This window comes from Streptomyces sp. NPDC127117 (assembly GCF_042677325.1).
Lineage (GTDB): Bacteria > Actinomycetota > Actinomycetes > Streptomycetales > Streptomycetaceae > Streptomyces.
The window spans coordinates 125,766-152,708 of record NZ_JBHXTM010000015.1 but is presented as its reverse complement, the minus strand read 5'-3'; the positions used below and the strand labels follow the sequence as shown (position 1 = coordinate 152,708).

Annotated in this window: 23 protein-coding genes; 17 read left to right on the top strand and 6 right to left on the bottom strand. The window is 69.9% G+C overall.

Annotated features, from left to right (window positions below; all coding sequences use genetic code 11):
• Positions 1-147: 147 nt before the first annotated feature.
• On the top strand, positions 148-1,764 hold the full coding sequence (locus tag ACFVH0_RS16055) for a chitobiase/beta-hexosaminidase C-terminal domain-containing protein (RefSeq protein ID WP_385820538.1): 1,617 nt from the start codon (positions 148-150) through the stop codon (positions 1,762-1,764).
• A gap of 66 nt (positions 1,765-1,830) precedes the next feature.
• On the opposite strand, the gene ACFVH0_RS16050 is transcribed toward ACFVH0_RS16055, so the two are convergent.
• Positions 1,831-2,358, bottom strand: a complete 528-nt coding sequence (locus ACFVH0_RS16050; protein WP_385820536.1) for a DoxX family protein — start codon at positions 2,356-2,358, stop codon at positions 1,831-1,833.
• Positions 2,359-2,608: 250 nt separating this feature from the next.
• On the opposite strand from ACFVH0_RS16050, the gene ACFVH0_RS16045 reads away from it, so the two are divergent.
• Positions 2,609-4,624: an FAD-dependent oxidoreductase gene (locus ACFVH0_RS16045; protein WP_385820534.1), complete on the top strand. Its 2,016-nt coding sequence runs from the start codon at positions 2,609-2,611 to the stop codon at positions 4,622-4,624.
• Positions 4,625-4,732: 108 nt separating this feature from the next.
• A complete protein-coding gene (locus ACFVH0_RS16040) occupies positions 4,733-5,281 on the top strand; it encodes a PadR family transcriptional regulator (RefSeq protein ID WP_385820532.1) in 549 nt (182 codons plus the stop codon).
• 392 nt (positions 5,282-5,673) lie between these two features.
• On the opposite strand, the gene ACFVH0_RS16035 is transcribed toward ACFVH0_RS16040, so the two are convergent.
• Both ACFVH0_RS16035 and ACFVH0_RS16030 read right to left on the bottom strand, forming a co-directional pair.
• Positions 5,674-6,645: a hypothetical protein gene (locus ACFVH0_RS16035; protein WP_385820530.1), complete on the bottom strand. Its 972-nt coding sequence runs from the start codon at positions 6,643-6,645 to the stop codon at positions 5,674-5,676.
• Positions 6,642-7,529, bottom strand: a complete 888-nt coding sequence (locus ACFVH0_RS16030) for a phosphatase PAP2 family protein (protein WP_385820528.1) — start codon at positions 7,527-7,529, stop codon at positions 6,642-6,644. Before ACFVH0_RS16030 ends, ACFVH0_RS16035 begins: the two co-directional genes overlap by 4 nt.
• 164 nt (positions 7,530-7,693) lie before the next feature.
• Here ACFVH0_RS16030 and ACFVH0_RS16025 point away from each other — a divergent pair, with 164 nt between their 5' ends.
• From ACFVH0_RS16025 to ACFVH0_RS16000, 6 genes are all read left to right on the top strand, one after another.
• Positions 7,694-8,317, top strand: coding sequence for a TetR/AcrR family transcriptional regulator (locus ACFVH0_RS16025; RefSeq protein ID WP_385820526.1), 624 nt, complete (start codon positions 7,694-7,696; stop codon positions 8,315-8,317).
• Between the two features lie 267 nt (positions 8,318-8,584).
• Entirely contained in the window at positions 8,585-9,403 is an 819-nt protein-coding gene (locus tag ACFVH0_RS16020) for an SDR family oxidoreductase (RefSeq protein ID WP_385820524.1), read from the top strand.
• A 91-nt stretch (positions 9,404-9,494) separates the two neighbouring features.
• On the top strand, positions 9,495-10,508 hold the full coding sequence (locus ACFVH0_RS16015) for an SPFH domain-containing protein (RefSeq protein WP_385820522.1): 1,014 nt from the start codon (positions 9,495-9,497) through the stop codon (positions 10,506-10,508).
• Positions 10,505-11,404 carry a hypothetical protein gene (locus tag ACFVH0_RS16010; protein ID WP_385820520.1) on the top strand — a complete coding sequence of 300 codons (900 nt, stop codon included), beginning with the start codon at positions 10,505-10,507 and terminating at the stop codon, positions 11,402-11,404. The genes ACFVH0_RS16015 and ACFVH0_RS16010 overlap by 4 nt, the downstream gene beginning before the upstream one ends.
• 174 nt (positions 11,405-11,578) lie before the next feature.
• The gene (locus tag ACFVH0_RS16005) at positions 11,579-12,127 is read left to right on the top strand and encodes an NUDIX hydrolase (protein WP_385820518.1); all 549 of its coding nucleotides are present in this window, start codon (positions 11,579-11,581) and stop codon (positions 12,125-12,127) included.
• Positions 12,128-12,181: 54 nt separating this feature from the next.
• On the top strand, positions 12,182-12,676 hold the full coding sequence (locus ACFVH0_RS16000; protein ID WP_385820516.1) for an FBP domain-containing protein: 495 nt from the start codon (positions 12,182-12,184) through the stop codon (positions 12,674-12,676).
• 26 nt (positions 12,677-12,702) lie between these two features.
• Here the strand turns inward: ACFVH0_RS16000 and ACFVH0_RS15995 are convergent, their stop codons facing one another.
• The 3 genes from ACFVH0_RS15995 to ACFVH0_RS15985 form a co-directional block, all read right to left on the bottom strand.
• Positions 12,703-13,929, bottom strand: coding sequence for a cytochrome P450 (locus tag ACFVH0_RS15995; protein WP_385820513.1), 1,227 nt, complete (start codon positions 13,927-13,929; stop codon positions 12,703-12,705).
• Between the two features lie 107 nt (positions 13,930-14,036).
• A complete protein-coding gene (locus ACFVH0_RS15990; RefSeq protein WP_385820511.1) occupies positions 14,037-14,603 on the bottom strand; it encodes a GNAT family N-acetyltransferase in 567 nt (188 codons plus the stop codon).
• A 1,922-nt stretch (positions 14,604-16,525) separates the two neighbouring features.
• Positions 16,526-16,663, bottom strand: coding sequence for a hypothetical protein (locus tag ACFVH0_RS15985; RefSeq protein WP_385820509.1), 138 nt, complete (start codon positions 16,661-16,663; stop codon positions 16,526-16,528).
• Between the two features lie 72 nt (positions 16,664-16,735).
• Here ACFVH0_RS15985 and ACFVH0_RS15980 point away from each other — a divergent pair, with 72 nt between their 5' ends.
• From ACFVH0_RS15980 to ACFVH0_RS15945, 8 genes are all read left to right on the top strand, one after another.
• Positions 16,736-18,241, top strand: coding sequence for a class I adenylate-forming enzyme family protein (locus ACFVH0_RS15980; RefSeq protein WP_385820507.1), 1,506 nt, complete (start codon positions 16,736-16,738; stop codon positions 18,239-18,241).
• 67 nt (positions 18,242-18,308) lie between these two features.
• Positions 18,309-19,331 carry a radical SAM/SPASM domain-containing protein gene (locus ACFVH0_RS15975; protein ID WP_385820505.1) on the top strand — a complete coding sequence of 341 codons (1,023 nt, stop codon included), beginning with the start codon at positions 18,309-18,311 and terminating at the stop codon, positions 19,329-19,331.
• 45 nt (positions 19,332-19,376) lie between these two features.
• Positions 19,377-20,357 (top strand): NAD-dependent epimerase/dehydratase family protein, encoded by a 981-nt coding sequence (locus ACFVH0_RS15970; RefSeq protein WP_385820503.1) that lies wholly within the window; start codon positions 19,377-19,379, stop codon positions 20,355-20,357.
• A 51-nt stretch (positions 20,358-20,408) separates the two neighbouring features.
• Positions 20,409-22,241 carry an ABC transporter ATP-binding protein gene (locus ACFVH0_RS15965; protein WP_385820501.1) on the top strand — a complete coding sequence of 611 codons (1,833 nt, stop codon included), beginning with the start codon at positions 20,409-20,411 and terminating at the stop codon, positions 22,239-22,241.
• A 14-nt stretch (positions 22,242-22,255) separates the two neighbouring features.
• Positions 22,256-24,064 (top strand): ABC transporter ATP-binding protein, encoded by a 1,809-nt coding sequence (locus ACFVH0_RS15960; RefSeq protein WP_385820499.1) that lies wholly within the window; start codon positions 22,256-22,258, stop codon positions 24,062-24,064.
• A 20-nt stretch (positions 24,065-24,084) separates the two neighbouring features.
• Positions 24,085-25,518: an AMP-binding protein gene (locus ACFVH0_RS15955; protein WP_385820497.1), complete on the top strand. Its 1,434-nt coding sequence runs from the start codon at positions 24,085-24,087 to the stop codon at positions 25,516-25,518.
• A 32-nt stretch (positions 25,519-25,550) separates the two neighbouring features.
• Positions 25,551-26,093 (top strand): phosphopantetheine-binding protein, encoded by a 543-nt coding sequence (locus ACFVH0_RS15950; protein ID WP_385820495.1) that lies wholly within the window; start codon positions 25,551-25,553, stop codon positions 26,091-26,093.
• On the top strand, positions 26,090-26,926 hold the full coding sequence (locus tag ACFVH0_RS15945) for a tyrosine-protein phosphatase (protein WP_385820494.1): 837 nt from the start codon (positions 26,090-26,092) through the stop codon (positions 26,924-26,926). The genes ACFVH0_RS15950 and ACFVH0_RS15945 overlap by 4 nt, the downstream gene beginning before the upstream one ends.
• Positions 26,927-26,943 lie beyond the last annotated feature (17 nt).

Genomic DNA, 26,943 nt, shown 5'->3' with positions numbered 1-26,943 from the left:
CATGATCGCTTCATCGGAAAGTCGATCGGACCGCACCGCTGCCTGTCTCACGACACCTAACGTCTTTGGTTCAGACCGGTTACCCATCCGTTATGCAACCAGGCCGGGAATCCAGGACGGACTTCCCGGGCCGGAGAACAGGACCCCGTGAGACTCACCCCTCTCGTGATCGCCGCGACGTCCGTCGCGCTCGTCGCCCCGACCGCCGCGCAGGCCGACTCGGCCGGCGCGCACACCCCGGCCGCACCCGGTGTCAGCGTCCCGGGCGGGCGGTACGAGCACTCCGTCGAGCTGAAGTTCCGGGCCGAGCGCGGCACCACCGTCCGCTACACGCTGGACGGCACGACCCCGACCCGCGACAGCCGTGCCTACTCCCCCGGCCGGCCACTGCGGATCAAGAAGGACACCAATGTCACCGCGGTCGCCTTCCGGGGCAGGCGGAGCAGCGTCCCGGTGTCCTACGGCTACCTGATCAAGTCGCGGGAGAAGCCGCTCGCCCGGCTCGTCGTCATGTCCGACGTGCACGTCGGCAGCCACGCGACCGCCGACAAGAAGTACGAGAGCTTCTTCGACACCATCGGGTCGATCTTCCCCGAGCCCGACGCGATCCTGTCCAACGGCGACATGATCAACGACAACGGTGATGGCAAGGGCCCCGACCACAGGATCGTCTCCGAGATCTTCCAGGCCAATCTCGCCCGCAAGGGCATGACCGACACCCGGTTGCTGATCTCCAACGGCAATCACGACGCGAGCCTCGCCGCGATCCGGGCCGGCTACCCCAAGGCGTGGTTCCCCGACTCCGGCGGCGGCTACTACGAGTCCGACGTGAAGGGTCTGCACGTCCTCACGGTCAACACCGAGACGTACAACTCCGACACCGCCCAGCGCACTTGGCTCAAGGCACGGCTCGCCGCGATCACCGCCGACCCGGCCTACGCGGGCAAGCCGGTCCTGGTCCAGGGCCACCGGCCCACCACCGGGACGACGATGGACGGGCAGCAGGCCTCCAACCCGCGGCTGGCCGAGGACCTGAGCGCTTTCCCGCAAGCCATCCTCTTCTCCGGCCACTCGCACCTGAACATCAACGACGACCGCTCGATCCACCAGCGCGACTTCACCTCGGTCAACGACGGTTCGATGTCGTACATCGAGGTCGACCACGGCTACCAGATGGTCACCGACGACGGTCTCGCCGACCGCTTCGAGTCGCCCACCGCCCAGGCGCTCTTCGTCGAGGTCTACAAGGACCGTACGGAGATAGCGCGGGTGAACATGGCCGCGGACAAGCACGACATCTACACCGGTGGCCAGTGGTCGGCGAACTGGCAGCCGCCGTACGCCAGCGCGGGCACCCTCGGCGGATCCACCTGGACCGTGCGGCTCAAGGGTTCGACGGGTCAGCAGATCAAGGACAACTTCCGCTACACGGAGGCCGAACGCAACACCGTGGCGCCGAAGTTCACCACCCGCAAGCCGCTGTCCCGGGTCCATGACGCCAAGGGCGGCACCGCGCTGCGGATCGCGCAGGCCACGGACGACCAGATGGTCCACCACTACAACGTCGATGTCACCGATGCCGCGACCGGCGCCTCGGTCGTCTCGTCCAAGGTCCTCTCGGACTACTACTTCATGCCCCGTCCGAACAGCCTGGACATCCCGGTGCCGGGCACGGTCCGCGGTGGCCGGTACGTGGCCCGGGTCGTCGCCGTCGACGCGTACGGGAACGCCTCCCCGGCCGCCTCGCTGAGCTTCCGCAAGTAGCCGGGACGGGACCGGGCGGCTCCCTCCCGGGGTGCCGCCCGGTCCCCGTTCTTCCGCACGGACCGGTCAGGTCGTGTCGGGGTCGATCACGACCCGCCTCCTGGCGCGCCTGCCGACCACGGCCGCCGCCGCGACGGCACTGCCCGCGAAGGCCAGGGCCACCATCCACGGCTGGTTGAAGGCGTGCCGGGTGACCGCGTCGACGGAGTAGCGCCCGGGCCCGGTCAGGCCGATCGCCGCGGCGGTGAAGCCGAGGAACGCCGGGTACTCATAACCACCGCCCTGCGCGAAGAATCCGGCGGGCGCGTGTACGGCGACGGCCCCCGCCATCGCCCCGGCCGCGGCCGCTCCGGCCGCCGGGGTGGCGAGGCCGAGGGCGAGCAGCGCTCCGCCGCCCGCCTCACCGAGCCCGGCGGCGACCGCGCTGTGCTTCGGCGGGTGGAAACCCATCGCCTCCATCGCGGCCGTGGTTCCTTCGATGCCCCCGCCGCCGAACCAGCCGGCCAGCTTCTGGGTGCCGTGCGCGGCCAGGACGGCGCCGGTGCCGACGCGCAGGACGAGCAGGCCGAGGTCACGCCGGTCGAGGCAGGCCATGGGTGTCTCCGCAGAGGTTCGGGGGCGGGTGGAGTACGAGTGGCGACCGCGCCGTGCCGGGCGGATGCCGCCATCCCAGCTTCCGTGCCGCCGGGCACCGACGCGTCCCGGTGTTACGCCGTTCGAGGGATGCCCCGCCCATGCCACCGGGCACACCCGAGTGAGACCCACGCCATTGTGCAACTTGTTGCACAATGGCGTTCCGGTGGTCTACAACTGGCGCAGACGACACTGCGTGAGGAGCCGCCGCATGAGCCCGTACCCGAATCTGCTGAGCCCGCTCGACCTGGGGTTCACCACCCTCCCCAACCGGGTGCTGATGGGTTCGATGCACATCGGTCTCGAAGAGGCCGAGCGCGGCTTCGAGCGGATGGCCGCCTTCTACGCGGAGCGCGCCCGGGGCGGCGTCGGTCTGATGGTCACCGGTGGCATCGCCCCCAACGCCCGGGGCTGCTCCCTCCCCGGCGGGGCCAAGATGACCACCGAGGCGGAGGCCGAACAGCACGCACCGGTCACCTCGGCCGTCCATGCGGCGGGCGGCCGGATCGCCATGCAGATCCTGCATTTCGGGCGCTACGCACACCACCCCGACCTGGTGGCGCCGAGCGCGATCCAGGCACCGATCAGCGCCTTCACCCCGCACGCCCTCACGGACGACGAGGTCGAGGAGACCATCGAGGACTTCGTCGGGGCGGCCGAGCTGGCGCGTCGCGCCGGGTACGACGGGGTCGAGATCATGGGCTCCGAGGGCTATCTGATCAATGAGTTCATCGCCGCCGCCACCAATCACCGCACCGACCGCTGGGGCGGCTCGTACGAGAACCGCATCCGGTTCCCCGTCGAGATCGTGCGCCGGGTCCGCGAGCGGGTCGGCAGCGACTTCATCCTGATCTACCGGCTGTCGATGCTGGACCTGGTTCCGGGTGGTTCCTCGCTGGAGGAGGTCGTGCGGCTCGGCCGCGAGATCGAGGCGGCGGGCGCGACGATCATCAACACCGGGATCGGCTGGCACGAGGCCCGTATCCCCACCATCGCCACCTCGGTGCCGCGCGGCGCCTACACCTGGGTCACGGAGAAGGTGCGCGGAGCCGTCTCGGTACCGCTGGTGACGAGCAACCGCATCAACACGCCCGAGGTCGCCGAGGAGGTCCTCGCCTCGGGCCGTGCGGACCTGGTGTCGATGGCCCGGCCGTTCCTCGCCGACCCCGACTTCGTCGCCAAGGCGGCCGCGGGCCGCGCCGACGCGATCAACACCTGCATCGGCTGCAACCAGGCCTGCCTGGACCACATCTTCAGCGGCAAAGTCACCTCCTGCCTGGTCAATCCGCGCGCCTGCCACGAGACCGAACTCACCCTGTCGCCGACCCGCACCGTGAAGCGGGTGGCGGTCGTGGGCGCCGGGCCCGCCGGGCTCGCGTGCGCCGTCTCGGCGTCCGAGCGCGGACACGAGGTGACGCTGTTCGACGCGGCCGAGGAGATCGGCGGCCAGCTGAACGTGGCGCGCCGGGTGCCCGGCAAGGAGGAGTTCGACGAGACACTGCGCTACTTCCGTACCCGGCTCCGGGAGGAGAAGGTCGAGCTCCGGCTCGGTACGCGGGTCACGGCCGGCGCGCTCGACGGCTTCGACGAGGTCGTCCTCGCCACCGGCGTCACTCCGCGCTCCCCCGCGATCCCGGGCCAGGACCATCCCACCGTGGTCGGCTACCTCGACGTCCTGCGCGACCGGGCGCACGTCGGCGAACGGGTCGCGATCATCGGGGCGGGCGGCATCGGCTTCGACGTCGCCGAGTTCCTGACCGACTCGGGCGACGCGGCGAGCCGCGACCCCGAGGTGTTCTTCCGGCAGTGGGGCGTCGACACCGAATACCGCGACCGGGGCGGGCTCCGCGCCCCGGAGCGTCCGAAGACGCCCCGGACCGTCCACCTGATCCAGCGCAGAACCGGCAAGGTCGGCGCGGGGCTGGGCAAGACGACCGGCTGGATCCACCGCACCGAGCTGCGGCACCGCGGCGTCACGACGATCGCGGGCGCCACGTACGACCGGATCGACGACGACGGCCTGCACCTCACGGTCGACGGCGAACAGCATCTCCTGCCGGTCGACACGATCGTGCTCTGCGCCGGTCAGGAGCCGCGCCGCGACCTGTACGAGGAGCTGCTCGCCGCGGGCCGCCCGGCGCATCTCATCGGCGGCGCCGATGTGGCCGCCGAACTGGACGCCAAGCGGGCGATCCGCCAGGGCACGGAGCTCGCGGCCGCACTCTGACGCACGGCCACCGCGGCCTCGTGGACCGGCCCGCACACCACGAGGTCGCGGTGTCCACGAGGCCACTGCCGCGCCGGGTCACGGCCGGCCGTCCATAGGATGCACCCCATGTCACTCCCCCATGCGATCCTCACCGCCCTGCTGGAGAAGCCGTCGTCCGGGCTGGAGCTGACCCGCAGGTTCGACCGGTCGATCGGCTACTTCTGGTCCGCCACGCATCAGCAGATCTACCGGGAACTGGGGAAGCTGGAGCAGGCCGGTCAGATCCGGGCACTGCCCTCGGCGCAGCCCGCCCGTGGTCAGAAGAAGGAGTACGAGGTGCTGCCGGCCGGCCGCGAGGCGCTCCGCGCCTGGGTGGCCCGCCCCGAGGACCCCAAGCAGGTCCGGGATCCGCTGCTGCTGCGGATGCGGGCGGCTGCGGTCGTCGGAGCCCCCGGCCTGGACGCGGAACTCCGCCGCCACCTGGCCCTGCATCGCCGGCAGCTGGCGGAGTATCTGGAGATCGAGGAGCGGGACTTCCCACCCGGACGCAACTCCGAGGAGGACCGGCTGCGGCACCTGGTGCTGCGCGGCGGCATCGACCTGGAGAACTTCTGGATCGGCTGGCTGACCCGGGCGCTGGCCGAGGACGGGGAGCCGGGTCCGTCGCACGGCTGAGGACGGGGAGCCGGGTCCGTCGCACGGCCAAGAACAGGGAGCCGGGTCCGTCGCACGGCCGAGGACAGGGAGCCGGGTCCGTCGCACGGCCGAGGACGGGGAGCCGGGTCCGTCGCACGGCCAAGAAGAGGGAGCCGGGTCCGTCGCACGGCCGAGGACAGGGAGCCGGGTCCGTCGCACGGCCGAGGACGGGGAGCCGGGTCCGTCGCACGGCCAAGAACAGGGAGCCGGGTCCGTCGCACGGCCGAGGACGGGGCGACGCGGCGGGCCGGGCAACACTGAGCCGCTGCGTCGGGAACCGGGTCCGTCGCACGGCCGAGGACAGGGAGCGGGGCCGGGCGAAGCGGCGGGCCGATGCCTCGGGAGCCGGGCCGCCCACCACTCCCGCCCGGCTACGACCCGCCCACCGACACCCGGTCGAGTCCGGGCTCCGGCCGCAGCACCTGGCCGCCCACCGGCCCCCGGCTCCCGATCACCACGCGTGACGGTGGTCCGGCCGGCGGTACCGCGGCCACCCCGCCCCGGTCTCCGACGGTCGAGGTCTGCGCCTGGGCGCGGCTGAGCAGAATGACGCCCCTTACCGCCGCCGCCGTCCCGAGCAGTGCCAGGAGGAGGCTGATCGCGCCGCCCTGGAGGCGTTCGCCGAGCAGGGCCAGGCCGATGGCCGCCGCGGCCACCGGGTTGGCGAGGGTGACGACCGCCAGGGGTGCGCCGAGGCCGCCCCGGTAGGCGGTCTGGGAGAGCAGCAGCCCGCTCATCGCGAACGCGGAGACCAGCAGGGCCACGACCACCAGACGCCAGCTGAACAGCGGACCGGCGTGGTCGGTGACCGAGACGGTCAGGGTCTGGGTGAGCGCGGAGGCGACCCCGGACGTGATGCCGGAAGCCGCCGCGTGCCGCAGGCCCGGACGCGCACCCGGGCGGCTTAGGCCGGCGACGACCGCCATCGTCCCGGCCCCGACGGCCAGCGCCTCGGGCAGGCTGAGCGTCTCGTGCGGGGCGGTGCCGCCCGCGGTCGTCAGCAGGGCGCCGAGGCCGAGCAGGGTGAGGATCGTGCCGCGCCACTCGATCCGGGTGACCCGGCGTCCGGCGGCCCTGGCGCCCAGCGGGACCGCGGCGACCAGGGTGAGCGCGCCGAGCGGCTGGACGAGGGTGAGCGGGCCGTACTTGAGCGCCGCGACATGCAGCAGCGCGCCCCCGGCGTTCAGCGCGACCGCCGACCACCAGGCGCCTCGCCCGAGCAGCCGCAGCACCCCGGCGCCCGGTTCGGTCCGCCCGGCGAGCCGGGCCTGCGCCACCGCCGCCGACGCGTAGGCCGCGGCGGAGACCAGGGACAGCGCGACCGCGATCACGGTGGCGTTCATCGCCGCGCTCCGGTCGGGGCCGTCGAGGCGTACGAGGACGCGGGGTACGTCCGCGAACCGGCGTACCCGGTCGAAACCGCGGGTTCGGAGGTCCCGGGCAGTGCCGCCGGCACGGGTTCACCGGGCGCGGGCAGCCACGGGAGGTGTGCCCGCACCGGCTCCGCGCGTGGCAGCCGCAGCGCCGCGAACGCCACCGCGAGCAGCGCGGAGACCACGATCGAGTCCAGCCAGTAGTGGTTGGCCGTGCCGACTATCACCAGCAGGGTGACGAGCGGATGCAGCAGCCACAGCCAGCGCCACCGCGACCGGGTCGCGGTGATCAGCCCGACGGCGACCATCACCGCCCAGCCGAAGTGCAGCGAGGGCATCGCGGCGAACTGGTTCGCCATCGAGTCGGTCGCGGGCGTCGCCCCGTAGACGGTCGGTCCGTACACCTGGCCGGTGTCGACCAGTCCGGCGGCGGCCAGCAGCCGCGGCGGGGCGAGCGGGAAGAGCAGGTGGAGGGCGAGCGCGGCCCCGGTGAGTGCGGCGAGGATCCGGCGCGACCATATGTAGTGGCGCGGGCGGCGCCAGTAGAGCCACACCAGGAAGAGCAGCGTGGCCGGGAAGTGCACGGTCGCGTAATAGGTGTTCGCGAGGTGGATCAGCGTCTCGTTGTGCAGCAGCAGGCTCTGCACCGCGCCCTCGTCGGGCAGGTGTACGGAGCGCTCGAAGTCCCAGACGTTCCCGGCGTTGCGATACGCCTCGTCGACATGACCGTTCGCGGCCTGCCGGCCGAGCTTGTAGATCACGAAGAGTCCCACGACCAGAAGTAGTTCGCGGACGAGGGGCGGTCGGGCAGAACTGTCCGGCTCCCGATCTGCTGGCTCGCTACCGGCGTACATCACCCGGTGCCCCTTTGCTGACGAAGCGGTGTTACGGCGGCATGGTCCAGTCCACGCCGTATCGATACGCCAGTGTACCGATACGCGAACGTATCGGTACACGCGCGTATCGGTACACTGGCGTATCGAAGACCTCGCCGCAGATTCGCCGAGAGGGAAAACACATGTCGCCGCAGGAGACCGCACCGGGACCGGCACAGACGCCACGCCGCTCGAAGATCACACCGGAGCGGGCGCAGGAGTTCTACGCGGCGGTGCTCGACATGCTCAGAGAGTCCGGTTACGAGGCGCTCACCATGGAGGGGGTCGCCTCGCGGACCCGTTGCGGCAAGTCCACGCTCTACCGGCAGTGGGGCTCCAAGCCCGAGCTGGTGGTGGCCGCGCTGCACGGCACCCGACAGGCGCTGCTCCCGCACATCGACACCGGCACGCTCGCGGGGGATCTGCGCGAGGCGGCACGGGCGATCGGCGCGGGCTCCGGCCGCGACACTCCGCTGATGCACGCCCTCAGCCATGCCGCATTGCAGAGCCCCGAGCTGTTGTGCGCGCTGCGCGAGGCACTGATCCTGCCCGGACTCGCGACGATCGACGACATGGTCCGGCGCGGTGCGGAGCGCGGCGAGATCCCGGCGGACAACCCGGCGGCGGAGTTCGTCTCCGCACAGCTCCTGGGCGCGATGCGCGCCCGGCCTCTACTGGAGGGGAAGTACGCGGACGAGGCGTATCTCACCCGCTTCGTGGACAACGCGATCCTTCCCTCCCTCGGACTGGGTGCGTCCTCACCCTGAAGTCCGCCCCGAAGACGTGGGCCGTTGTCCGAGCGGATGACGACGACCCGCCGGCGCCGCACCGTGGGGACGGGGGCGGCGCACCATCCGGACGGCCGGTGACCCCTTGGGGAGTCACCGGCCGTCCGCGGTTCCGCCCCGCACGCCGCCAACCTGCCCGGCCGGACCGATGACTGTTCCACCAAACAAACAGTTGGTAGATTCTCCCGACCGATCGGCGCGGGGCCTCGGCCGCGCGCGCATTCCGGAGAACGGCGGGGCGGACCCATGGACATCGGCAATCCCATCGACTTCACGGGGCGAGCGGTGATCGTCACCGGCGGCACGAAGGGCATCGGCGCCGCGATCGCCGAGGCATTCCTCGCCGCCGGCGCGGAGGTCCTGGTCTGCGGACGGGGCGAACCGCCGGAACTGCCCGGAAGCGGCGCACGCCGGGCGCACTTCCGGCCGACGGACGTCCGTGACCCGGCGGCCGCCGCCGGGCTGGTGGACGCGGCGGTCCGGCGGTTCGGACGGCTGGACATACTCGTCAACAACGCGGGCGGCTCCCCCGACGCCGACGCGGCCACCGTGTCGCCGCGCTTCGTCGAGAAGATCGTCGCCCTGAATCTCCTGGCCCCGTTCTACGTGTCACAGGCGGCCAACCGGATCATGCAGGGGCAGCGCGACGGAGGCTCGATCGTCAACATAGGCAGCGTCTCCGCACACACCCCGCAGCCGGGCACCGCCGCGTACACGGCGGCGAAGGCCGGCCTGCTGGGGCTGACCCGGGCACTGGCCCTGGAGTGGGCGCCGAAGGTGCGGGTCAACCACATCACGACCGGGCTCGTCCGCACACGGAGCGCGGCGTCGGTCTACGGCGAGGACGGTGGCGCCGCGGTGGCCGAGGTCATCCCGATGCGGCGGATGGCGGCGCCGGACGACGTGGCGCGCGCCTGCCTGTACCTGGCGGGCGATCTGGCCGGGTACGTCAACGGCGCGGACCTGGCGGTGCACGGCGGGGGCGAGGAGCCCGCGAGGTTCCTCGCGGCGCAGCGCGGACAGGGCGACCGGGGCGAGGAACCCGGGCAGCGGGAGCCGCGCTGACAACAACACGGTACACCCTTTTCTCGTCCCCTTGACGATAACAACCCCTCCCTTTATCGTCTTCATGACGAGAAAAAGAGGGGGGCCCGACATGGCCGACATCACCAGGCGCTTCGGCTGGCGCCATCTGCGCTCCGCACCCACCGCACACATCCGCCACCACAAGCGCGGCCGGCTGGCCCACGACGGGCCGGGGCTGAGCTTCTGGTACCGGTCGCTGAGCGCCGCACTCTCGGAAGTCCCGGTGAACGACCGGGAGTTGGCGATGGCGTTCCACGCCCGCACCTCCGACTTCCAGGACGTGACCGTGCAGGCCACCGTGACGTACCGGATCAGCGACCCGGCCGAGGCGGCCGCCCGGCTCGACTTCTCGGTCGACCCGGACACCGGGGTCTGGCGCGGTGCGCCGCTGGAGCAGATCGCCACCCTGCTGACCGAGACCGCCCAGCAGCACACCCTGGACGTACTGGCCAGGACCGCGCTGGCCGAGGCGCTGGTAGACGGTGTCGCATCGGTACGCGACCGGGTCGCGGCAGGGCTCGCCGCCGAACCGCGACTGCCCGCCACCGGGATCGATGTGGTCGCGGTACGGGTGGTGGCGATCCGCCCCGAGGCCGAGGTGGAGCGCGCCCTGCGCACCCCCGCCCGCGAGCAGATCCAGCAGGAGGCCGACCGGGCCACCTACGAGCGCCGCGCGGTGGCCGTGGAACGGGAACGGGCCATCGCCGAGAACGAGCTCGCCAGTCAGATCGAACTGGCCCGCAGGGAAGAGCAGTTGGTCGAGCAGCGCGGCACCAACACCCGCCGCGAGGCCGAGGAGAACGCGGCGGCGGACGGGGTGCGCGCCGAGGCCGAGGCGGCACGCAAGGTGCGGCTGGCCCGTGCCGAGGCCGAAGCCGCCCGCGAGGTCGGCGCCGCACAGGCGGAGTCCCAGGCGGCCTGGCTGCGGGTGCACGGCGAGGTGGATGCCGCGACCCTGCACGCCCTGGCGGCGACACGGCTCGCCGAGAACCTGCCGCGTATCGACAGCCTCACCCTCTCCCCCGACGTACTCACCGGACTGCTCAGCAAGCTCGGCAGCGCCGGCCCGGAGACCCGGGCATGAGCCTCGCCCCGCGCGCGGTACTGGTCCACCGCACCACCGAGTACGAGGAGTTGCTGACCCGGCACGGCACACACGGACAGGCCGCGTTCTTCCTGTCCAGCCGCGGCCGTTCCATCGACGAGGTGGCACGCCGGCACCGGCAGACCCGACAGGCGCTGGCCGATGTGGCGGCGGGCGTACCGCTCCAGTGGCGTCAGTCGCGGGTGGAGCGCGCGGATCTCGACCGCTTCCTCTTCGGGCCGGAGGACGTGGTGGTCGTCGTCGGGCAGGACGGACTGGTCGCCAACGCGGCCAAGTACCTCTCCGGCCAGCCCGTGGTGGGCATCGACACCGACCCCGGACGCAATCCGGGCGTGCTCGTCCGCCACCGGCCCCGCGACGCGGCTGCCCTGCTCCGGGCGGCCGTGTCCCCCGGCGGCACGGCGGACGAACTCACCATGGTCGAGGCGGTGTCCGACGACACCCAGCGCCTCCTCGCCCTCAACGAGATCTACCTCGGCCCGCCCGGCCATCAGACCGCCCGCTACCGGCTCGGCCCGGACGCCCCCGACGCGCCCGTCGAACCGCAGGCATCCTCGGGCGTACTCGTCGGCACCGGCACCGGCGCCACGGGCTGGATCCGCTCGTTGTGGCAGGAGCGCCACAGCGCGCTCCGCCTCCCGGCGCCCACCGACCCGCGCCTCCTCTGGTTCGTCCGCGAAGCCTGGCCGTCCCCCGCGACCGGCACCTCGCAGGTCGCGGGCGAGCTGGGGCGCGAAGAGTGGCTGAGGCTCACCGTCGAGTCCGACCGGCTGGTGGTCTTCGGCGACGGGATGGAGACGGACGCACTGGAGCTGACATGGGGTCAGACGGTACGGCTCGGCATCTCGGCGACCTCGCTGCGCCTGACCGTCTGACCGCCCGCGCCATGTGACCGACGGACCACTGACCGCTCGCCCGCCCGGCCGCTGCTCCCTGGCGCGGCCCGCGCGGAGGGCGGCGACGCCGTGGTCCGTAGGCTGCCCCGTACGACCGGAGTGCCGGGCCCTGCGCCTGCGCCCTCCTCTTCTGCGAGGAACACAGGGAGCACCATGACGACCACGCCCGCGGACACCTCTTCCCGCAACACCCGCCCGCCGAAGGCACAGGCGGCGCTCGGGGTGGGCATCGTCGTGCAGGACGGTCGGGGACGGATCCTCCTCGGCAGGCACCACGGCGGAACCTGGGAGCTGCCCGGCGGCAAGGTCGACCCGACCCACGAGTCCATCGCCGAGGCGGCCGTCCGTGAGCTGCGCGAGGAGACGGGACTGGAAGTGGATGCGGCGGGCGTACGCGTCTTCGCCATGCTCCACGACGTGGTCGGGGGCATCAACCGGGTGTCGATGGGCGCCGAGGTGACCCTACGGTCGGGAGAGCCGCGGGTGACCGAGCCACATCTGATCGGCGCCTGGCAGTGGACGGAGCCCGAAGCCCTGCCCGGGGCGCTGTTCGACCCCTCCGCCCAGGTGCTCGCGGCCTGGCGCCCGGACCTCTCGATCGAGCACCCGCCCGCGCACCGGCTGATGATCGCGGACGGCGCGGACGGCGCGGACGGCGCGGACGGCGCGGACGGCGCGGACGGCGCCGGTAACGACGCATAACCTTGCCCCATTAATCATTTGCCTAGTAATCATAGGCAGAGCTAGCGTCCTCGCATGAAGGCCGTGAATGAGCAGGACATCCGCGCATCGTTCATCAACTGCTCCAAGGGGGAGGCCAAGCGTCTGCCGCTCCCCCGCGATCTGGACGAACAGCCCTGGGACGATCTGGATTTCCTGGGGTGGCGGGATCTCTCCGCCCCCGGGCGCAGCTACCTCGTCACCGAACGCGACGGCGAACTCATCGGCGTGACGCTCCGGTTCCCCTCCCAGCAGCGCGGCTTTCTCCATCGGAGCATGTGCTCGCTGTGCCTCACCACGCATCCGGGGAGCGGCGTCTCACTGATGACCGCCCGCAAGACGGGCACGGCGGGGCGCGAGGGCAATTCGGTCGGCCTCTACATGTGCACCGACCTCGCCTGTTCGCTGTATGTCCGGGGCAGGAAGATCGCGGCGCCCGGGGCTCGTTTCAGGGAGAGCCTGACGGTGGCGGAGCAGGTGGAGCGGACCAGGAGCAACCTCGACGCGTTCCTGGACAAGCTCTTCGACTGAGCCGGCGCGCGACCCGGTGGGCGCCTTCAGGCAGGGGCTCCGGCTCTGAAGGTGACGGGCAGTCGCTCGGGGCCGCGCAGCCCTCCGGGCCGCCACCGCAGATCGCCGGGCGGCACGGCCAGGGCCAGATCGGGCAGGCGGCGCAGGACGGCGCCGATGGCGATCCGGCCCTCCAGCCGGGCCAGCGGCGCCCCCAGGCAGTAGTGGATGCCGTGTCCGAACGCCAGGTGGGCGTTGTCCTGCCGGGAGATGTCCAGGCGGTCGGGTTCCGGGAAGTGGTCCGGGTCGCGGTCGGCGATTGCCGATGCCACGAGCACGGTCGCGCCGCGCGGGATGTCCACCCCCGCGATGGTGACGTCCTCGCGCGCGAACCGGGCGATGCCCGGGTTGACCGGCCCGTCGAAGCGCAGGAACTCCTCGATCGCCCCCGGCAGCAGCACCGGGTCCTCCCGCAGCCGGCGGAGCTGGTCGGGATGGGTGAGCAGCGCCGCGATCCCGCTGCCGATGAGGTTGACCGTGGTGATGTAACCGGCCGCCAGCAGCAGGAAGGCCATGGCGATCAGCTCGTCCTCGTCCAGCCTCCGCTCCTCGTCCCGGGCGGTCACCAGGGCGCTGAGCAGGTCGCTCCCGGGCCTGGCCCGCTTCGCCCCGATGAGCCCGGTCAGACAGCCGTGCATGTGCCGCCACGCCTCGTCCGTCCGGGCCGGGTCCGGCGGCGCGGCCCCCTGCAGGACCAGGTCGTCGGTCCACCGCTGGAAGTCGCCCCGGTCCGTCATGGGTACGCCGAGCAGTTCGCTGATCACGGTGACCGGGAGCGGCAGCGCGAAGCTCCCCACGAGGTCGGCGTGGCCGGTGGGCGCGATCTCGTCGAGCAGCCGGTCGGCGATCTGCTGGATACGGGGCCGCATCTCCGCCACGCTGCGCGCGGTGAACGCCCTGGACACCAGGCGACGCAGCCGGGTGTGGTCGGGGGGATCGGTGCGGAGCATGCTGCGCAGTACGGACCCGCGGTCCGTCGCGGGCAGCCGCTCGAAGAGCCGGGGGTCCGTCGCATCGGCGACGTCACTGCTCAGCCGCGGGTCGGAGAGGGCCGCGAGCCCGTCCTCGTACCGTGTGACGAGCCATGCCTCCAGGCCGCCGGCGATGACGGCGCGCCGTACCGGGCCGTCCTCACGCAGTTGCCGGTAGACCGGGAAGGGGTCGGCCACGAAAGCCGGATCGGTGTAGGGAAGAAGGACCGGCTGCTGAATCATCACGCCTCCCTGAGGCCGCTATGACCCTTTCCACCTGCTTCGTACCAGCGTAGTGGGCCCGAGTGGTCCGAGGCCGTGGCCCTGGCCGGGGTGCTCGCCGGGGCCCGTCAGGACGGCGGTTCGCCGTTTCCGTGGCACCAGGTCCGCAGCAGCACCCGCCGCCCCTTCGCCTCCCGCGCGACGAGTTCGTCCGCGGTGGGCGTGAATCCGGCCGATCGTGCCACGGCGGCGCTCGGGACGTTGTCGGCCTCGATCCGGAGCAGCACGCGCCGGGCTTCGAGGTGGTGAACGGCGTACCCGGTGGCGGCCGTGACCGCAGCGGACGCCAGCCCCCGACGCCGGTACCGGGGCCCGACACCGTAGGCGAGTTCGATGTCCCGGTCGTCCAGGTCGTCCTGCCAGAGCAGCACCTCGCCCTGCGGCTGCCCGCCGTCGGCAGTGATCGCCAGTTGCATGAGCCGGCCCTCGGCGCGCGCGGCACGGGCCCGCCCGAGGTACGCGCGAGCGGCTTCCGCGTCGAACGGCGAGGGCACGGGCGTCCAGCGGTTGATCTCCGGATCGTCGTACATCTCGATCAGCGCGGGGATGTCCGCGTCGTCCCATTCCCTGAGCACGATGCTCCGCCCGGTCAGGCGAACCGGGACGGTGGGCAGGGTTCTCGGCTGATGCTCCATGCGCCGATCATGCACCGCCCGAGTGCCGCCACGACAGCTCCCCGACCGAATACCGTCGGCCGGCGAGCTCTCGCGTGGTGCGTCGCACCGCTGTGAATCCGGCACGGCGTCGGTCAACTCGGGACGGAAAAGCGGTGGTTGCACGCCGTCGGCAGGGCGAGAGGAAGCCGGGCGCGCGGTCCCCGACCGATCCCGCGAACGACCGAAGGGCCGCTCCGGATTCCCCTGGAACGACCCTTCGATCCGCGACTCCCACAAGTCGGGACGGCAGGATTTGAACCTGCGCCCCCTTGTCCCCCGGGAGTAGGAGCCAAAGGCGTTTTATGGACATAGCGGACTTGATCCGGACGCAGATCGTATGCAGGAGGTCCGGGGCGTGAACCATCGCGCACACCGCGTGGTCCCCAACTGGTCCCCACGCACAAGATGCTGCATTTCCGTCAGGGACCATGAAGGATAAGTTCCGCATCCAGGAAGGGGCCTGACCTCCGCTCGCTGCGGCGTGCGGGTACCTTCCAGCGGCCAGGCCTGAGCGGACTCCTCCAATGGGCGCGGTCGACTCCATGACGCTCCATCACAGAAGAAGAACGGATTCCCCCGTGAACAGTGCTCGCTCCGGCGGGCGCGCACAGCCCGCCCGCCCCGGCGACCCCAAGCAGGTCGGCCCACACCGCATCGTCGGCCGCCTCGGTTCGGGCGGCATGGGCACCGTTCACGCCGGCGTGAATCGCAGCGGCCTGCGGGTCGCGGTCAGGATCGCCACTCCGCCCAGGCCGAGGACCCCGAGTTCCGCGCCCGATTCCGCCGCGAGGTCCAGCTCTCCGCCCGCGTTCAGGGAACGTGCCTCATACCCCTGCTCGGCGCCGCCCCGGACGCAGACACCCCCCTGACTGGCGACTGCATACCCCGGGCCTCACCTTGGATCAGCACCTCACGGCTCCGGCAGCGCCCTGTACCTTCGCCCCCCGGCACCGCCCAAGCCCTCGCCGGCATCCACACCGAGCAGACCTTCGCCCTGCTCCAAACCACTTCGAACGCCTCGCCGTCCGATGGGCACGCCGCACCGAACGCCACGACGCCTTCGTCTCCCTCACCTGAAGCCTCATCTGCTGGAGACACCTCAAGAATGCCCACTCCTGACCATCGTGTGCGATGCAGGGCGAGTGCGGACCGGTTCGCAAGGCAGAGCGGTACAAGGGTGCCGGGTGGACAGTGCCTGGCGGCGTTCAACGCTCACTACGCCAGATCGGTCCCTTCATACGCGAAGAACAAGTAGTCCTGACCAGCCGCCGATCCCGTCCAGCACCTCCCGGAGGCCGTCGGGATCGGATACGTCGATCCGGCGCCCCGCCCGCAGGGGTCCGTCACATCGGGCAACTGCCGTTTCTGGACGGATTCCTGGCATGGCTGGTCCCGCATGGCGTCACGTCGCTGCGTCCGGACCGACAGGACAGCGGGCACGGTCCGGCATCCGACCCGTACGGCGGATCGCTGAGCAGACGGTCGCAACGGTGGCCGCGGCGTCGACCGGAGTGGCTCTTCATCGAGATGCCGTCCGGAACCATGACCTCCGGTCCCGGGCCCGGACACAACCGCTCTCGACCTGCCGGCGGGCGCCTCGGCCGCGTCCGGTTCGCAGTCCCCATGAGGCGGCTGTGTACCGATGCACTGCACGTTGTTTACCGCTACGTCCGTTAACTTCCTTGAAATTAAGTGCTACAAGCAGTTGACGCCGCTCTGACAAGATTCCTACGATCGGTGCATCGATTTACCACTCAGCGTTGACCTTGTCCGGGGGAAAGTTGGGAGCGGGACGGGTGACAGTGCCGTCGCCCGACGCTGGTGCATCGATCGAGGGGCGATGCGTGCAACTGCTCGACAAGAGCGTCGCGGCAGGTGTCGCCGTGGGACACCTTTTCATCTCACCGGCCGTTCTGGCGGTCCGGTTCAAGCCGGTGGGAGCGGCTTGAAATCGACCTGAGCGCCGGAGCCTGTGCAGCCGTGATTTCGGCCGCCGCGATCGCGATGCAATTTCCTTGTAACTGCTCGAATTGAGACATCGGGGGATGATGGTGCCAAGAAGGGTTACGCCTGTGCCCAAGTCTTCTTTCGGCCCCGCATCAGTTCTGGATGTGCTGCTGTTCCGTGCCACCCATGATGCGGAACACCTGGCGATTCGGGACTGGGCGGGGGGCTCACTCACTTTCGGGGAGTGGGCGGAACGCTCCGCCGGCTTCCGTGACGCCCTGCGGGACAACGGCGTCCGACCTGGTGAACACGTGGGCCTGGTTTTCGACAGGCGGGACTGGATCACTTTTGCCGTCTCGTATTTCGGCACCATGCGTTCCGGGGCGATACCGGTGTCGATCGAGAACCATCCGGAGCGGATCGAGTCCAGAGCGCGGCACACAGACGTGTCCCTGTGCATCGTGGGTGAGCACGCGCATCGACCGGACGTGCCGTGGGTGGATGCGACCGACCTGATGACGTCCACCGGGGCACCGGATTCGGACGCGGAACTGTCTCCCGACAGCGTGATGGACATCGTGTTCACCTCGGGCACCGTCAACGGAGCGTACAAGGCAGTGCGCTGCCGCCACGCCGACTGGCTCGGAGCACGCCGACTCGTCCCGGTCCGACGACAGCAGACTTGTGTGCATTCCCTTTTCCAGCCGCACAGTTCCGCGGGCGTCCACGGCCTGCTGATCACTCATCTGGAGCGCGGGGTGCTGAGTGTTGCCGCGTCCACCCCCGAGCTGTACGGCGATGCGGACGAGGTCGCCCGGCAGACCGCCGCCACGGTGGCCCGGCATCAGCCGTCGGAGCTGATGGTGACGCCGGCTCTCCTCGGCACTCTGCTGGACCTGGAGCTGATCGACCCCGACACCTTCTCCTGCCTGCGTTACGTGAAAGTCGGCGGCTCACCCCTGCCGGAGCACATCGGCCGGGCACTGACCCGGAGACTTCCGGAGACTCGAATCGTCTCCCTCTACGGAACGACGGAGAGCGCCCGAGCCCTGCTCACCACCCTCTGGGACGAGCGGAATACCGACCTGCTGGGCCGAGGCACGGACTCCACGGCTGTGCGGGTGGTCGATTCGGAGGGCAAGGACCTGCCGACCGGTGAGATCGGCGAGATCTGCGTTCGGGCCAGCGGCGGCTCGGGGAAGCTCGAATACTTCGGCGATACCGAAGAGACAGCCGCCGTGTTCCAGTCGGCCTGGGTGCGGACGGGCGACGTCGGATATCTGGACGAGCATCAGGGTGTCCGGCTCGTGGGCCGCAACAAGGAAATGCTGATTCTGCCGAGCGGTCTGAAGGTGAACTCTTTCAGGATCGAGCGGATGCTCGGTGAGTGCCCCGAGGTCAAGGAAATCAGCGTGGTCGGCCTGGAAGTTCCTGGAAAGCCCTACGACAACGTGGCCGCGGCTGTCGTCCCCCGGGATCCAGCAATTCGCCCCGAGGAAATAACCGCGCAGTACGAAGTGTTGGCCGACGAACTCGTTCCCCGCGTGACCATTCTTGTCGACAGGTTGCCGAGGAACGGGATGGACAAAGTCGCTCGCGCGGAAGTCAAGAGTCTCTTCGAACGGCGCGGTATGGGCGTGTACGACCTGCGGGCCGAAGTCAGGTCCTGACGCTTCTGCGTCACCAGAAGCGGTCCTGCCACAGCGACGTGCCGTGAATCCTAACGAGGGAGTTCAAATGAGCGGGTTCTCCGCCCCGGTTCGAGCCAGTGTCGATGTCACATATGCGTGTGATCTGCGCTGCATTCACTGCCGCACCAATACGGGCGAGATACCAGTCCACATCCGGAAACGAATGCTGACCATCGATCAGCTCAAAGAAGTAATGCTCGAACTCGATTCCATGGGTACCTTCGAGATCACCCTGACCGGCGGTGAGCCGACCATACGCAAGGGTTTTTGGAACCTCATCGACGTGGTGCCCGAGCTGAACCTTTCCACGGTCACCCTCATCACCAACGCGGCCAACCACAGCACGGCCCAGCTGGACCGAATCCTCGACAGCGGGATCGACTCCATCCGCGTGAGCATCGACGGCACACGTGAGAAGTTCGAGAAGATCAGGCTCGCGGACTCCTACGACCAGGTCATCACCAACTCCGTCTACCTCAACGAGCGGGTCTCCAGCTTCAAGGTGCTGACGACGGTGATGAAGACGAACCTGGAGAACGTCTTCGACCTGACCGACGCACTGCGGACAGCCGGTATTCGCAGACAGGACTATATTCTCGTCCGCGCACACGGCCGTGGTGGGCGGAATCGCCTCCTGCTCACCGAAGCGGAAACCATGTCCCTGCACGCCGCGGTGGAGAAATTCCAACGGCGGGTTCCGACTGCTGAGTTCGATCTCAACCTCAACGCGCCGTACCTGGTGCCCGGACGGGCCGGTCGGCCGATCGACGACGTCGTCATGTTCCCTTATCACGTGCGTGACAGTAGCATCGCGATATCCGCAACCGGTGACGTGACGATGAGCCGGCTCTACAGTTCCAAGCCGCTGGGGAACGTCAAGGACCAGCCGATCGGGAAAATCTGGCGGGAAGCCCAGCAGCAACTGGCCGCAGAAGTCGAAGAATACTCGGAGGAGGAACTGCGCAGGATCTTCTGGGACTTCGCGGCCGCCGAGGCCGACGAGACGGCGCCGCCGCAATTCACCGCCCTACTGGACCGTCAGATCTTCGAAGGCTACGAAGTCCGTTAGCAACACCTTCGCAGAACCACGCCCTACTGAATCCGAGATTGGGTCATGCCGGAAATCAAGCAAGGGAAGAAGCCCACGGTGCTGGTAACCGGCGGGGCGGGCTTCATCGGACGTCATCTCACCGCCGCGCTGCGCTCCGCCGGCATGACGGTGCACAGTGTCGACGATCTACGGGTCAAGCCCCTGGCCGATCCGGACGGCAGTCTGGTCCGCAAGAGCGTGCGGGAGCTCACTCCCGACGACGTGAGCGGCGTCGACGTCGTCTATCACCTGGCATCGGACAAGAGCGTTCCGCTGTCGTTCGTGCAGCCGTTGCAGTACCTGGACAACCTGGAGTCGACCGCGCATCTGATGCGGGTCTGCGCGGACGCAGCCGTGCCGAGAGTGCTCATCGCCAGCACCTGCGAGGTCTACGGCCGGGCGGCGCGGCTGCCGACCGAGGAGTCGGCGCCGCTGGCCCCCTTGTCTCCCTACGCCGCGTCCAAGGTGGCCATGGAGATGGTCGCCCGCACCTACCAGGAGTGCGCCGACTCGGGCACGGACACCACCGTCGTCCGGTTCTTCAACGTCTACGGTCCCGGAGAGCGACCGGACGCCGTGATCCCGGGGTTCTGTCTCGGGGCGCTCACGGACGGATCGCTGTGCGTCGAGGGATCGGGGACACAGCGCCGGGACTTCTCCTACATCGACGATGTGGTCGACCAACTCGTTCAGCTCACGGCCGCCGCCCCGGTCCCCGTAGTTAACATCGGCTCGGGCGTCTCTGCGTCCGTGCTCGAGATTGCCGCCATCGTCCGCGAACTGTGCCCGAGCGCCACGGTGCGGTGGACCCGGTCGCGGCCCAACGAGATCCCGGAGTTCCGCTCCGACATCTCTCTCCAGCGCAGCCTGTTCTCGCTCCGGACCCCGCCGGTCGGTCTGCGCGAGGGCGTCGAACGGACGCTGCGGTGGTGGTCGGAGTCGGGTGTGCTCGAACGCCACGGCTCCCCTGCCGGAAGCCTGCTGAGGCCGCAGCTGATCGGCTGATCTCCTCCTGCGGACCCGAGTTGGACGACGACCAAGGCTGCGGAGCATCCTGTGCCACTTCTCAATCATCGTGCCGATCTCAGGCACCATCTCGACATCATCCCCGTCCTGCGCCATGCCGGCGCAGGCCCAACGGTCGCCACGGGCCTGTGCCTCCTGGTGGTGACCGCAGTGCCGGTCTCGGCCTCGGTCGTCACCGGTGAACTGGTGCAGTCCGTCGTGGACGTCGGCCGGGACGGCGGGAGCGGGCGGGCATGGGCCATGCTGGGCGTCTTCGTCCTGGTCACCCTTGCCGGGTGGATCGCCGGGGCGTTGCTCGGTCCGCTGACGACCCTGCTGGCCCGGCGGACGGACGGATCGGTCCGGGACCAGTTGTTCCGCCTGGTCGGCCGGCCCAGTGCGTTCGCCCACCTGGAAACGGCCGATGTCGCCGACGACCTCTCACGTGTCGTGAACAACACGGAGGGGCGCGGCCGTTCCTTCGGCCGCGGCGCGGTGGCCCAACTGCAGAACGTTTCCAAGGTGCTGGGCGCACTGGGACTGGGGCTGGTCATCGCCGACGTGTCACCCCTGCTCGCAGCCGTGCTGTTCGTCGGCGTGCTGTGGGTCAGGCGGCGCGTGATGCGTGAGCTGGAGGCCACGCTCACGTCCATGGACGAGTACGCCGGCACTCTCAGACGCGGGAACTACCTCTACGACCTGGTGTGCACCGCTCCCGCGGCCAAGGAGATCCGGGTCTTCGGGCTGGGCCCCTGGGTGGTGGGCCGGCACACCCGTGAGCTCCAGGGATATCACCAAGCGCTCTTCGCCGTGCGCCGTCGTCTCGCGCGCGGGGAGTTCCGGCTCATACCCATCGTCTTCGTGCTCGCGGTGACAGCGTTCCTCTGGCCCGGTCTCGCAGCGCTGAACGGCGACATCGGCGCCGATGCGCTGACCACGGCGGTGATGGCCGCCATGTCGATGTTCACCGTGGTCCAGGCAGGCCAGGAACAGATGTACATCGCCCCGGCGCGACTGGCCCTGCAAGCGCTGTCCCGCATCGAGGACACCGTCGGGCGGTCCGAGCCCGAGGAGTCCGGCGCGCACCTGACGCCGGGCCGCACGCCCGCCATCCGATTCTCCGGTGTCCGGTTCGCCTACGGAGATCAAGAACCCGTGCTCGACGGTCTTGACCTCGACATCCACCCCGGGGAAGTCCTCGCCATCGTCGGTGACAACGGCGCCGGCAAGACCACGCTCACCAAACTGCTGGCCGGCCTCCACAGGCCACAGAGCGGCCGGGTGACCGCCGACGGCACCGATGTCACCACCCTCGACCCGGAGCGGTGGTGCGAATGCCTCGCCGTGGTCTTCCAGGACTTCCTCCGGCTTCACCTGTCCGCCCGCGCCAACATCGCCTTGGCGGCTCCCCAGCACGCCGACGACGCGCTGATCCGTGCCGCGGTCGACGACGCGGGCGCCGGAACCCTGCTGGACTCCCTGCCGAACGGTGAGGACACACCACTGTCACGCACGCGCGCCGACGGGGTCGACCTGTCCGGCGGTCAGTGGCAGAAGATCGCCATCGCGCGGGCTCTGTTCGCCGTGCGGGCCGGAGCCAGGGTGCTGGTCCTGGACGAGCCGACGGCGCACCTCGACATCCGGGCGGAACTCGACTTCTTCACCCAGGTGATCGCCCGGGTCACCGGGATCACGGTCGTCCTGATCAGCCATCGCCTCTCGACGGTGCGACAGGCCGACCGGATCGTGCTGCTGCGCGACGGACGGATCGTCGAGTCCGGCAGCCACGACGAACTCATCGCCCTCGACGGCAGCTACGCGGAGATGTTCGCTCTTCAGGCGGCCAGATTCGTGGAGAGCGGAGCCGGGGGGCAGGCCCTGTGAGGAAGGACAAGACTGTGTCGGTTTCCGGGCGGAGCTCGTCGCAACGCCTGCGCAGGCGGCTGCGTGTCTTCCGCAGTTCGCTGGGCATGGCGTTTCGCGCCGAACCGCGGGCCGCGGCCGCCCTGATGGTAGTCATGGTCGTCAACGCGCTGGGGACGTCGCTGATCGGTGTGCTCCTGGCACGACTCGTGGACCGGGCCGGGGAGCACGACGTCACCGGTGTGCTGACGGCGGTCGTCCTCGGGGCCGCGTGCCAGGCGTTGCTGGAGGTGGGCTTTCGCACCCAATTCAGCCTCCGTCTGGAGGTCTCGCAACGGGTCGATGTCCTCGTGCAGCAGGACATCGCCGAGGTGGCGGGCACCCTCAGGACGCTGGAACACCTGGAGGACCCCGCCTACCTGGACCGGATCGCCTCACTGAGGCAGGAGTCCGACTGTCTCGCCGACTCCTGCTGGTCGGTCTTGGAGGCATTGTCGATCACGGTTCAGATCGTCCTGGCGGTCTCCTTCCTCGCCGTGATCGACCCGCTGCTGATGGCGCTCGTGGTACTGGCGCTGCCTTCCGTCTGGCTGACCCGACGCGCGCGTGCCGTGGAGCAGCGAGCCATGGACGCCGCGGCCGAACGGGGTCGGCTGGCGGACCACCTGCTGGACATCACCACGCAGGCGAGGTCCGCCAAGGAGGTGTGCATCACCAACTCGTCCGAGACGCTGCGCGGGTACGCGGCGCGAGCCTGGGACGAGGCATCCTCGCTGCGCCTGCGCGCCGAGTTCAAGATGGTTCTGCTCAACCTGTGCGGCTTCCTGGTCTTCACCGCGGGATTCCTCGGCGCACTCGCCTACGCCATCCATGCGAGCCTTTCCGGAACGGGGAGGGCCGGCGAGGTGATCCTCGTGATCACACTCGCCGGCCGCCTCCAGGGGCAGGTGGGACATGCCGTCTGGGTCCTGGGCCGCCTGCTGAAGTCCGTGCAGGTCGCCGACCGTTACGTGTGGCTGCAGGACCGTCTCGCCGAGGAGCGGACAGGCGCCACCACCCCACCGGGCCGACTGCGACAGGGCATCAGTCTGCGCAACGTGAGCTTCCGGTACCCGGGAACCGACCGGGACGTCATCCATGACCTGAGCCTGGACATCCCGGCCGGCGGCGTCATCGCCGTCGTCGGGGAGAACGGGGCGGGCAAGACGACCCTCGTCAAGCTCCTCAGCAAGCTGTACGAGCCGACTTCGGGGGCGTTGCACGTCGACGGCGTCGATCTGGCCGACATCGACACGGAGGAGTGGCGCGCCGGCATGACCGCCACCTACCAGGACTACGCGCGGCTGGAGTTCTTGGTCCGGGAGAGCGTCGGGGTCGGGAAGCTCGCCCGGATCGACGACCCGGACGCCGTACGTGAGGGCCTGGAACGGGCGGGCGCGCAGGGCATCGAGACGGTGCTGCCGAACGGCCTGGACACCCGATTGGGACTCACGTTCGATGGCGTGGACCTTTCCCTCGGACAGTGGCAGCGGCTGGCCCTGGCTCGGAGCGCGATGCGGCGCAATCCGTTGCTGATGGTCCTGGACGAGCCGACGGCTTCGCTGGACGCGAAGGCCGAACACGATCTCTACGAGCGGTTCACGCGGCTGTCCCGCGAGGTGAGCCAGGCGTACGGCTCCGTCACCGTCCTGGTCACGCACCGCTTCTCCACCGTGCAGATGGCGGACGTGATCGTCGTCGTCCAAGGCGGGCGGATCGCCGAACTCGGCACCCACGAAGAGTTGCTCGCCGCAGCGGGCCTCTACAGCCAGATGTACCAGTCACAAGCCCGCGCCTACGTCTGACCCGGAGGAGGAGAGTGTCCATGGACCCACTGAGCCTGCCCCACGACGACCGTGTCGCGGTCGTGGGCGCGGACGGTTCCCGGCTGACCTACCGCGAGCTGATCCGCCGCGCCGACAGCCTGGGCCCGTCCCTGCCGCGGGACCGAAAGGGGCTCGTCGCCCTGTTCGGGGACCGCGATCTCGAAACGCTGATCGCCTATGTGGCGGCACTGAGGCATGGCCATGCCGTCGCGTGGTTCGGTTCGGCCGCCGGGACGGCACAGCGTCAGGGGCTGGTCCGGCGCTTCCGCCCCGATGTGGTGGTGGCTCCCGCAGGGGTACTGGCCGAGTGCTTGGCCGGGCTCCCCTACCACGCGCTGGAGGGAGGTGCCTCGGGTGTCCACGCCGCCCGACGTAGGGACGGGACGGCCCCGGAGGTCCAGCAGGACACAAGCGTCCTGCTCCTGACCTCGGGGACCGTGAGCTCCGGCCGGGCCGTGCGGCTGTCGGGCGCGGCCGTCGCCTCGAACTCCCGGGGCATCGTCGACGCTCTGTCCGTGCGACCGACGGGGCGTGCCGCCACTTCCCTTCCGCTGTACCACGCCTACGGGTTGTCCGTTCTCAACAGCCATCTCATCGCGGGGGCCGGCGTGCTGCTCACGGCGACGCCCCCCAGCGGCGCGCGTTTCTGGAAGGAGTTCGCAGCCGCCGAATGCACGGCGTTCGCTGCTGTTCCCTTCCACCTCCAGTGGCTGATGCGCTCGCGGCTGGGGTGGGACCGTGTACCGACACTCGAGGCTGTCACCGTCTCGGGAGCGCGCACACCGGAGGCCATCGCCCGGGCCTTTCACCGGCGGGCCGATGCCGCCGGATTCCGCTTCCACAAGATGTACGGCCAGACCGAGGCCACGTCGAGGATCAGTGTCCTGGCACACGAGGACTTCGCCGATCACCCGGACTCGGTGGGCAGAGTGATCGCGGGAAGTTCGGTGGTGATCACCGGTGAAACAGGCGTTGCCCAGCCGGACGGTGTGCCGGGACGCATCGTGTACCGGGGCCCGAACGCCATGCAGGGATACGCCGACGAGGCGGCCGACCTGGCAGCTCCCGACATGGTGTGCGGCACCGTGGACACCGGCGACTCGGGTTTCCTCTCCGACGGGTTCCTGCACGTCCACGGCCGGGCGACACGATTCGTCAAGCCCAACGGCAAGCGACTCGAACTCGATCTGGTCGAGCGGCGCTTCGAGGAACTGGCGCCGGCCGCCGCAGTCGGAACGGACGACGAGAAGGCCCATCTGTTCATCGAAGGAAGAAAGTCGTCCGTCATTCAGGAGCTGCGGCTCGACATCGTCAGACAGGCCGGAATAGGGCCTGAGGCGCTGCAGATCCATTTTATCGACAGCATTCCCAGAAAGAAGAGCGGAAAGGTCGACTACGGCTCGCTCGCGGAATTGGCTGCGGATTCTCTCTAGAAGTCACGATGTCACACGGAAGTGAGAGTGGGATGACAGGAAACACTCAGCGGATCGCCCTCGAACCGGCATCCGTGGCCGAGACCATCGCCCGGCACGCCGAGGTTGTCGACTCGCTCTGTATACCGGCGACCGAATCGTCCCGGCCCTTGGTCGTGGTGAAGTCGACGGGATACCTCACGGCAGCAGAACTGCGGCGCCACTGCGGCGAGTTCGGCAAGGACGCGGAGTTCGACGTGCTGCTCGTCGACGAGCTGCCGACGGTGGACACCGCCGCTCCCGACAGCACGCGGCTCACCGCCGGCGCGGCGCCCGACAGCGTCTTCCGTTTCGAGGCGCCGCAAGGCGAGATCGAGACAGAACTGGTCGCCGCGTGGGAGCAAGTGCTCGATTTCACGCCGATCAGCGTCGTGGACGACTTCGTGGATGTCGGCGGGGACTCGCTGATGGCCCTGGAGATCGCAGTGGCGATCGCGCGGCGGTGGGACGTGAACGTCGACCTCGTCGACCTCGTGGACGCGTCGTCCGTGCGCAAGCTGGCGGCTCTGGTGAGCGCCGCCCAGGCGGACCGATGAGCGGCACCAGAACCGTCCCACTCACGCTGTGCAACTTCCGGGACCTCGGCGGCATCGTCTGCGCGGACGGACAGAGCCTCCCCAGCGGCCTGCTGTTCCGGTCCGAGGCTCCGGCTCCGCAAGCCCAGGGCGACATCGAGCGCCTCCGCCGGCTCGGTGTCCGCACTTTCGTGGATCTCCGTTCCCCCGAAGAGACGTCGTCGTCCGCCCCGCCCGACCGAGCAGAACCGGGCTCGTACGTCTCAGCAGCACTGCGGAGGGTCGACTGGGAGGACCGCGACGTTCCACCGGACGGGATGGCGGGCTTCCTCGCCGAGCGCTACCTGCAGCTGGCCGAGGAGGGACTGGGCGGGGACAGACCCGTGGGAAGGGCACTCACCGCCCTATTGGATCCGTCCCGGACCGGACGCATCGTCTGGTGTGCCGGAGGCAAGGACCGCACCGGGATCGTCGTCGCCGTCCTCCTGCACCTGCTCGGTGCTTCGCACGAGGCCATCGCGGCGGACTACGCCTGCAGCGCCGAAGCCTCGGCCGAACTGCGGCGGCGGGCCCGGCGGGACGCCGCGACAGGGGCCGCGCCGACACGGAATCGCGATCCGGCGGAACGGCGCAGGATGCTGCGGGCCTCGGCGGCGGCCTTTCCCGGCGGCGTCGGGGCGCTGGCCAACCCGGCGCCGCCGGAGGCGATCACCCTCTTCTTGACCCAGCTGGATCGGCGCCACGACGGGATCCAGCGGTACGCGGAGCGGGCCGGTCTCGACGCAGAGGCCATCCCGAAGGTGAGACAGACGCTGTTCAGCGTCTCAGGAGCGTATCCGTCGTCGACCGCCTGACCAGGCACTCAGGACTA

Bases quoted from the DNA above. Each gene is read 5' to 3' on its own strand.
- ACFVH0_RS16050 (WP_385820536.1), bottom strand. From the start codon at position 2,358: ATGGCCTGCCTCGACCGGCGTGACCTCGGCCTGCTCGTCCTGCGCGTC.
- ACFVH0_RS16045 (WP_385820534.1), top strand. From the start codon at position 2,609: ATGAGCCCGTACCCGAATCTGCTGAGCCCGCTCGACCTGGGGTTCACC.
- ACFVH0_RS16040 (WP_385820532.1), top strand. From the start codon at position 4,733: ATGTCACTCCCCCATGCGATCCTCACCGCCCTGCTGGAGAAGCCGTCG.
- ACFVH0_RS16035 (WP_385820530.1), bottom strand. From the start codon at position 6,645: ATGAACGCCACCGTGATCGCGGTCGCGCTGTCCCTGGTCTCCGCCGCG.
- ACFVH0_RS16030 (WP_385820528.1), bottom strand. From the start codon at position 7,529: ATGTACGCCGGTAGCGAGCCAGCAGATCGGGAGCCGGACAGTTCTGCC.
- ACFVH0_RS16025 (WP_385820526.1), top strand. From the start codon at position 7,694: ATGTCGCCGCAGGAGACCGCACCGGGACCGGCACAGACGCCACGCCGC.
- ACFVH0_RS16020 (WP_385820524.1), top strand. From the start codon at position 8,585: ATGGACATCGGCAATCCCATCGACTTCACGGGGCGAGCGGTGATCGTC.
- ACFVH0_RS16015 (WP_385820522.1), top strand. From the start codon at position 9,495: ATGGCCGACATCACCAGGCGCTTCGGCTGGCGCCATCTGCGCTCCGCA.
- ACFVH0_RS16010 (WP_385820520.1), top strand. From the start codon at position 10,505: ATGAGCCTCGCCCCGCGCGCGGTACTGGTCCACCGCACCACCGAGTAC.
- ACFVH0_RS16005 (WP_385820518.1), top strand. From the start codon at position 11,579: ATGACGACCACGCCCGCGGACACCTCTTCCCGCAACACCCGCCCGCCG.
- ACFVH0_RS16000 (WP_385820516.1), top strand. From the start codon at position 12,182: ATGAAGGCCGTGAATGAGCAGGACATCCGCGCATCGTTCATCAACTGC.
- ACFVH0_RS15995 (WP_385820513.1), bottom strand. From the start codon at position 13,929: ATGATTCAGCAGCCGGTCCTTCTTCCCTACACCGATCCGGCTTTCGTG.
- ACFVH0_RS15990 (WP_385820511.1), bottom strand. From the start codon at position 14,603: ATGGAGCATCAGCCGAGAACCCTGCCCACCGTCCCGGTTCGCCTGACC.
- ACFVH0_RS15985 (WP_385820509.1), bottom strand. From the start codon at position 16,663: ATGTCTCAATTCGAGCAGTTACAAGGAAATTGCATCGCGATCGCGGCG.
- ACFVH0_RS15975 (WP_385820505.1), top strand. From the start codon at position 18,309: ATGAGCGGGTTCTCCGCCCCGGTTCGAGCCAGTGTCGATGTCACATAT.
- ACFVH0_RS15970 (WP_385820503.1), top strand. From the start codon at position 19,377: ATGCCGGAAATCAAGCAAGGGAAGAAGCCCACGGTGCTGGTAACCGGC.
- ACFVH0_RS15955 (WP_385820497.1), top strand. From the start codon at position 24,085: ATGGACCCACTGAGCCTGCCCCACGACGACCGTGTCGCGGTCGTGGGC.
- ACFVH0_RS15950 (WP_385820495.1), top strand. From the start codon at position 25,551: ATGACAGGAAACACTCAGCGGATCGCCCTCGAACCGGCATCCGTGGCC.
- ACFVH0_RS15945 (WP_385820494.1), top strand. From the start codon at position 26,090: ATGAGCGGCACCAGAACCGTCCCACTCACGCTGTGCAACTTCCGGGAC.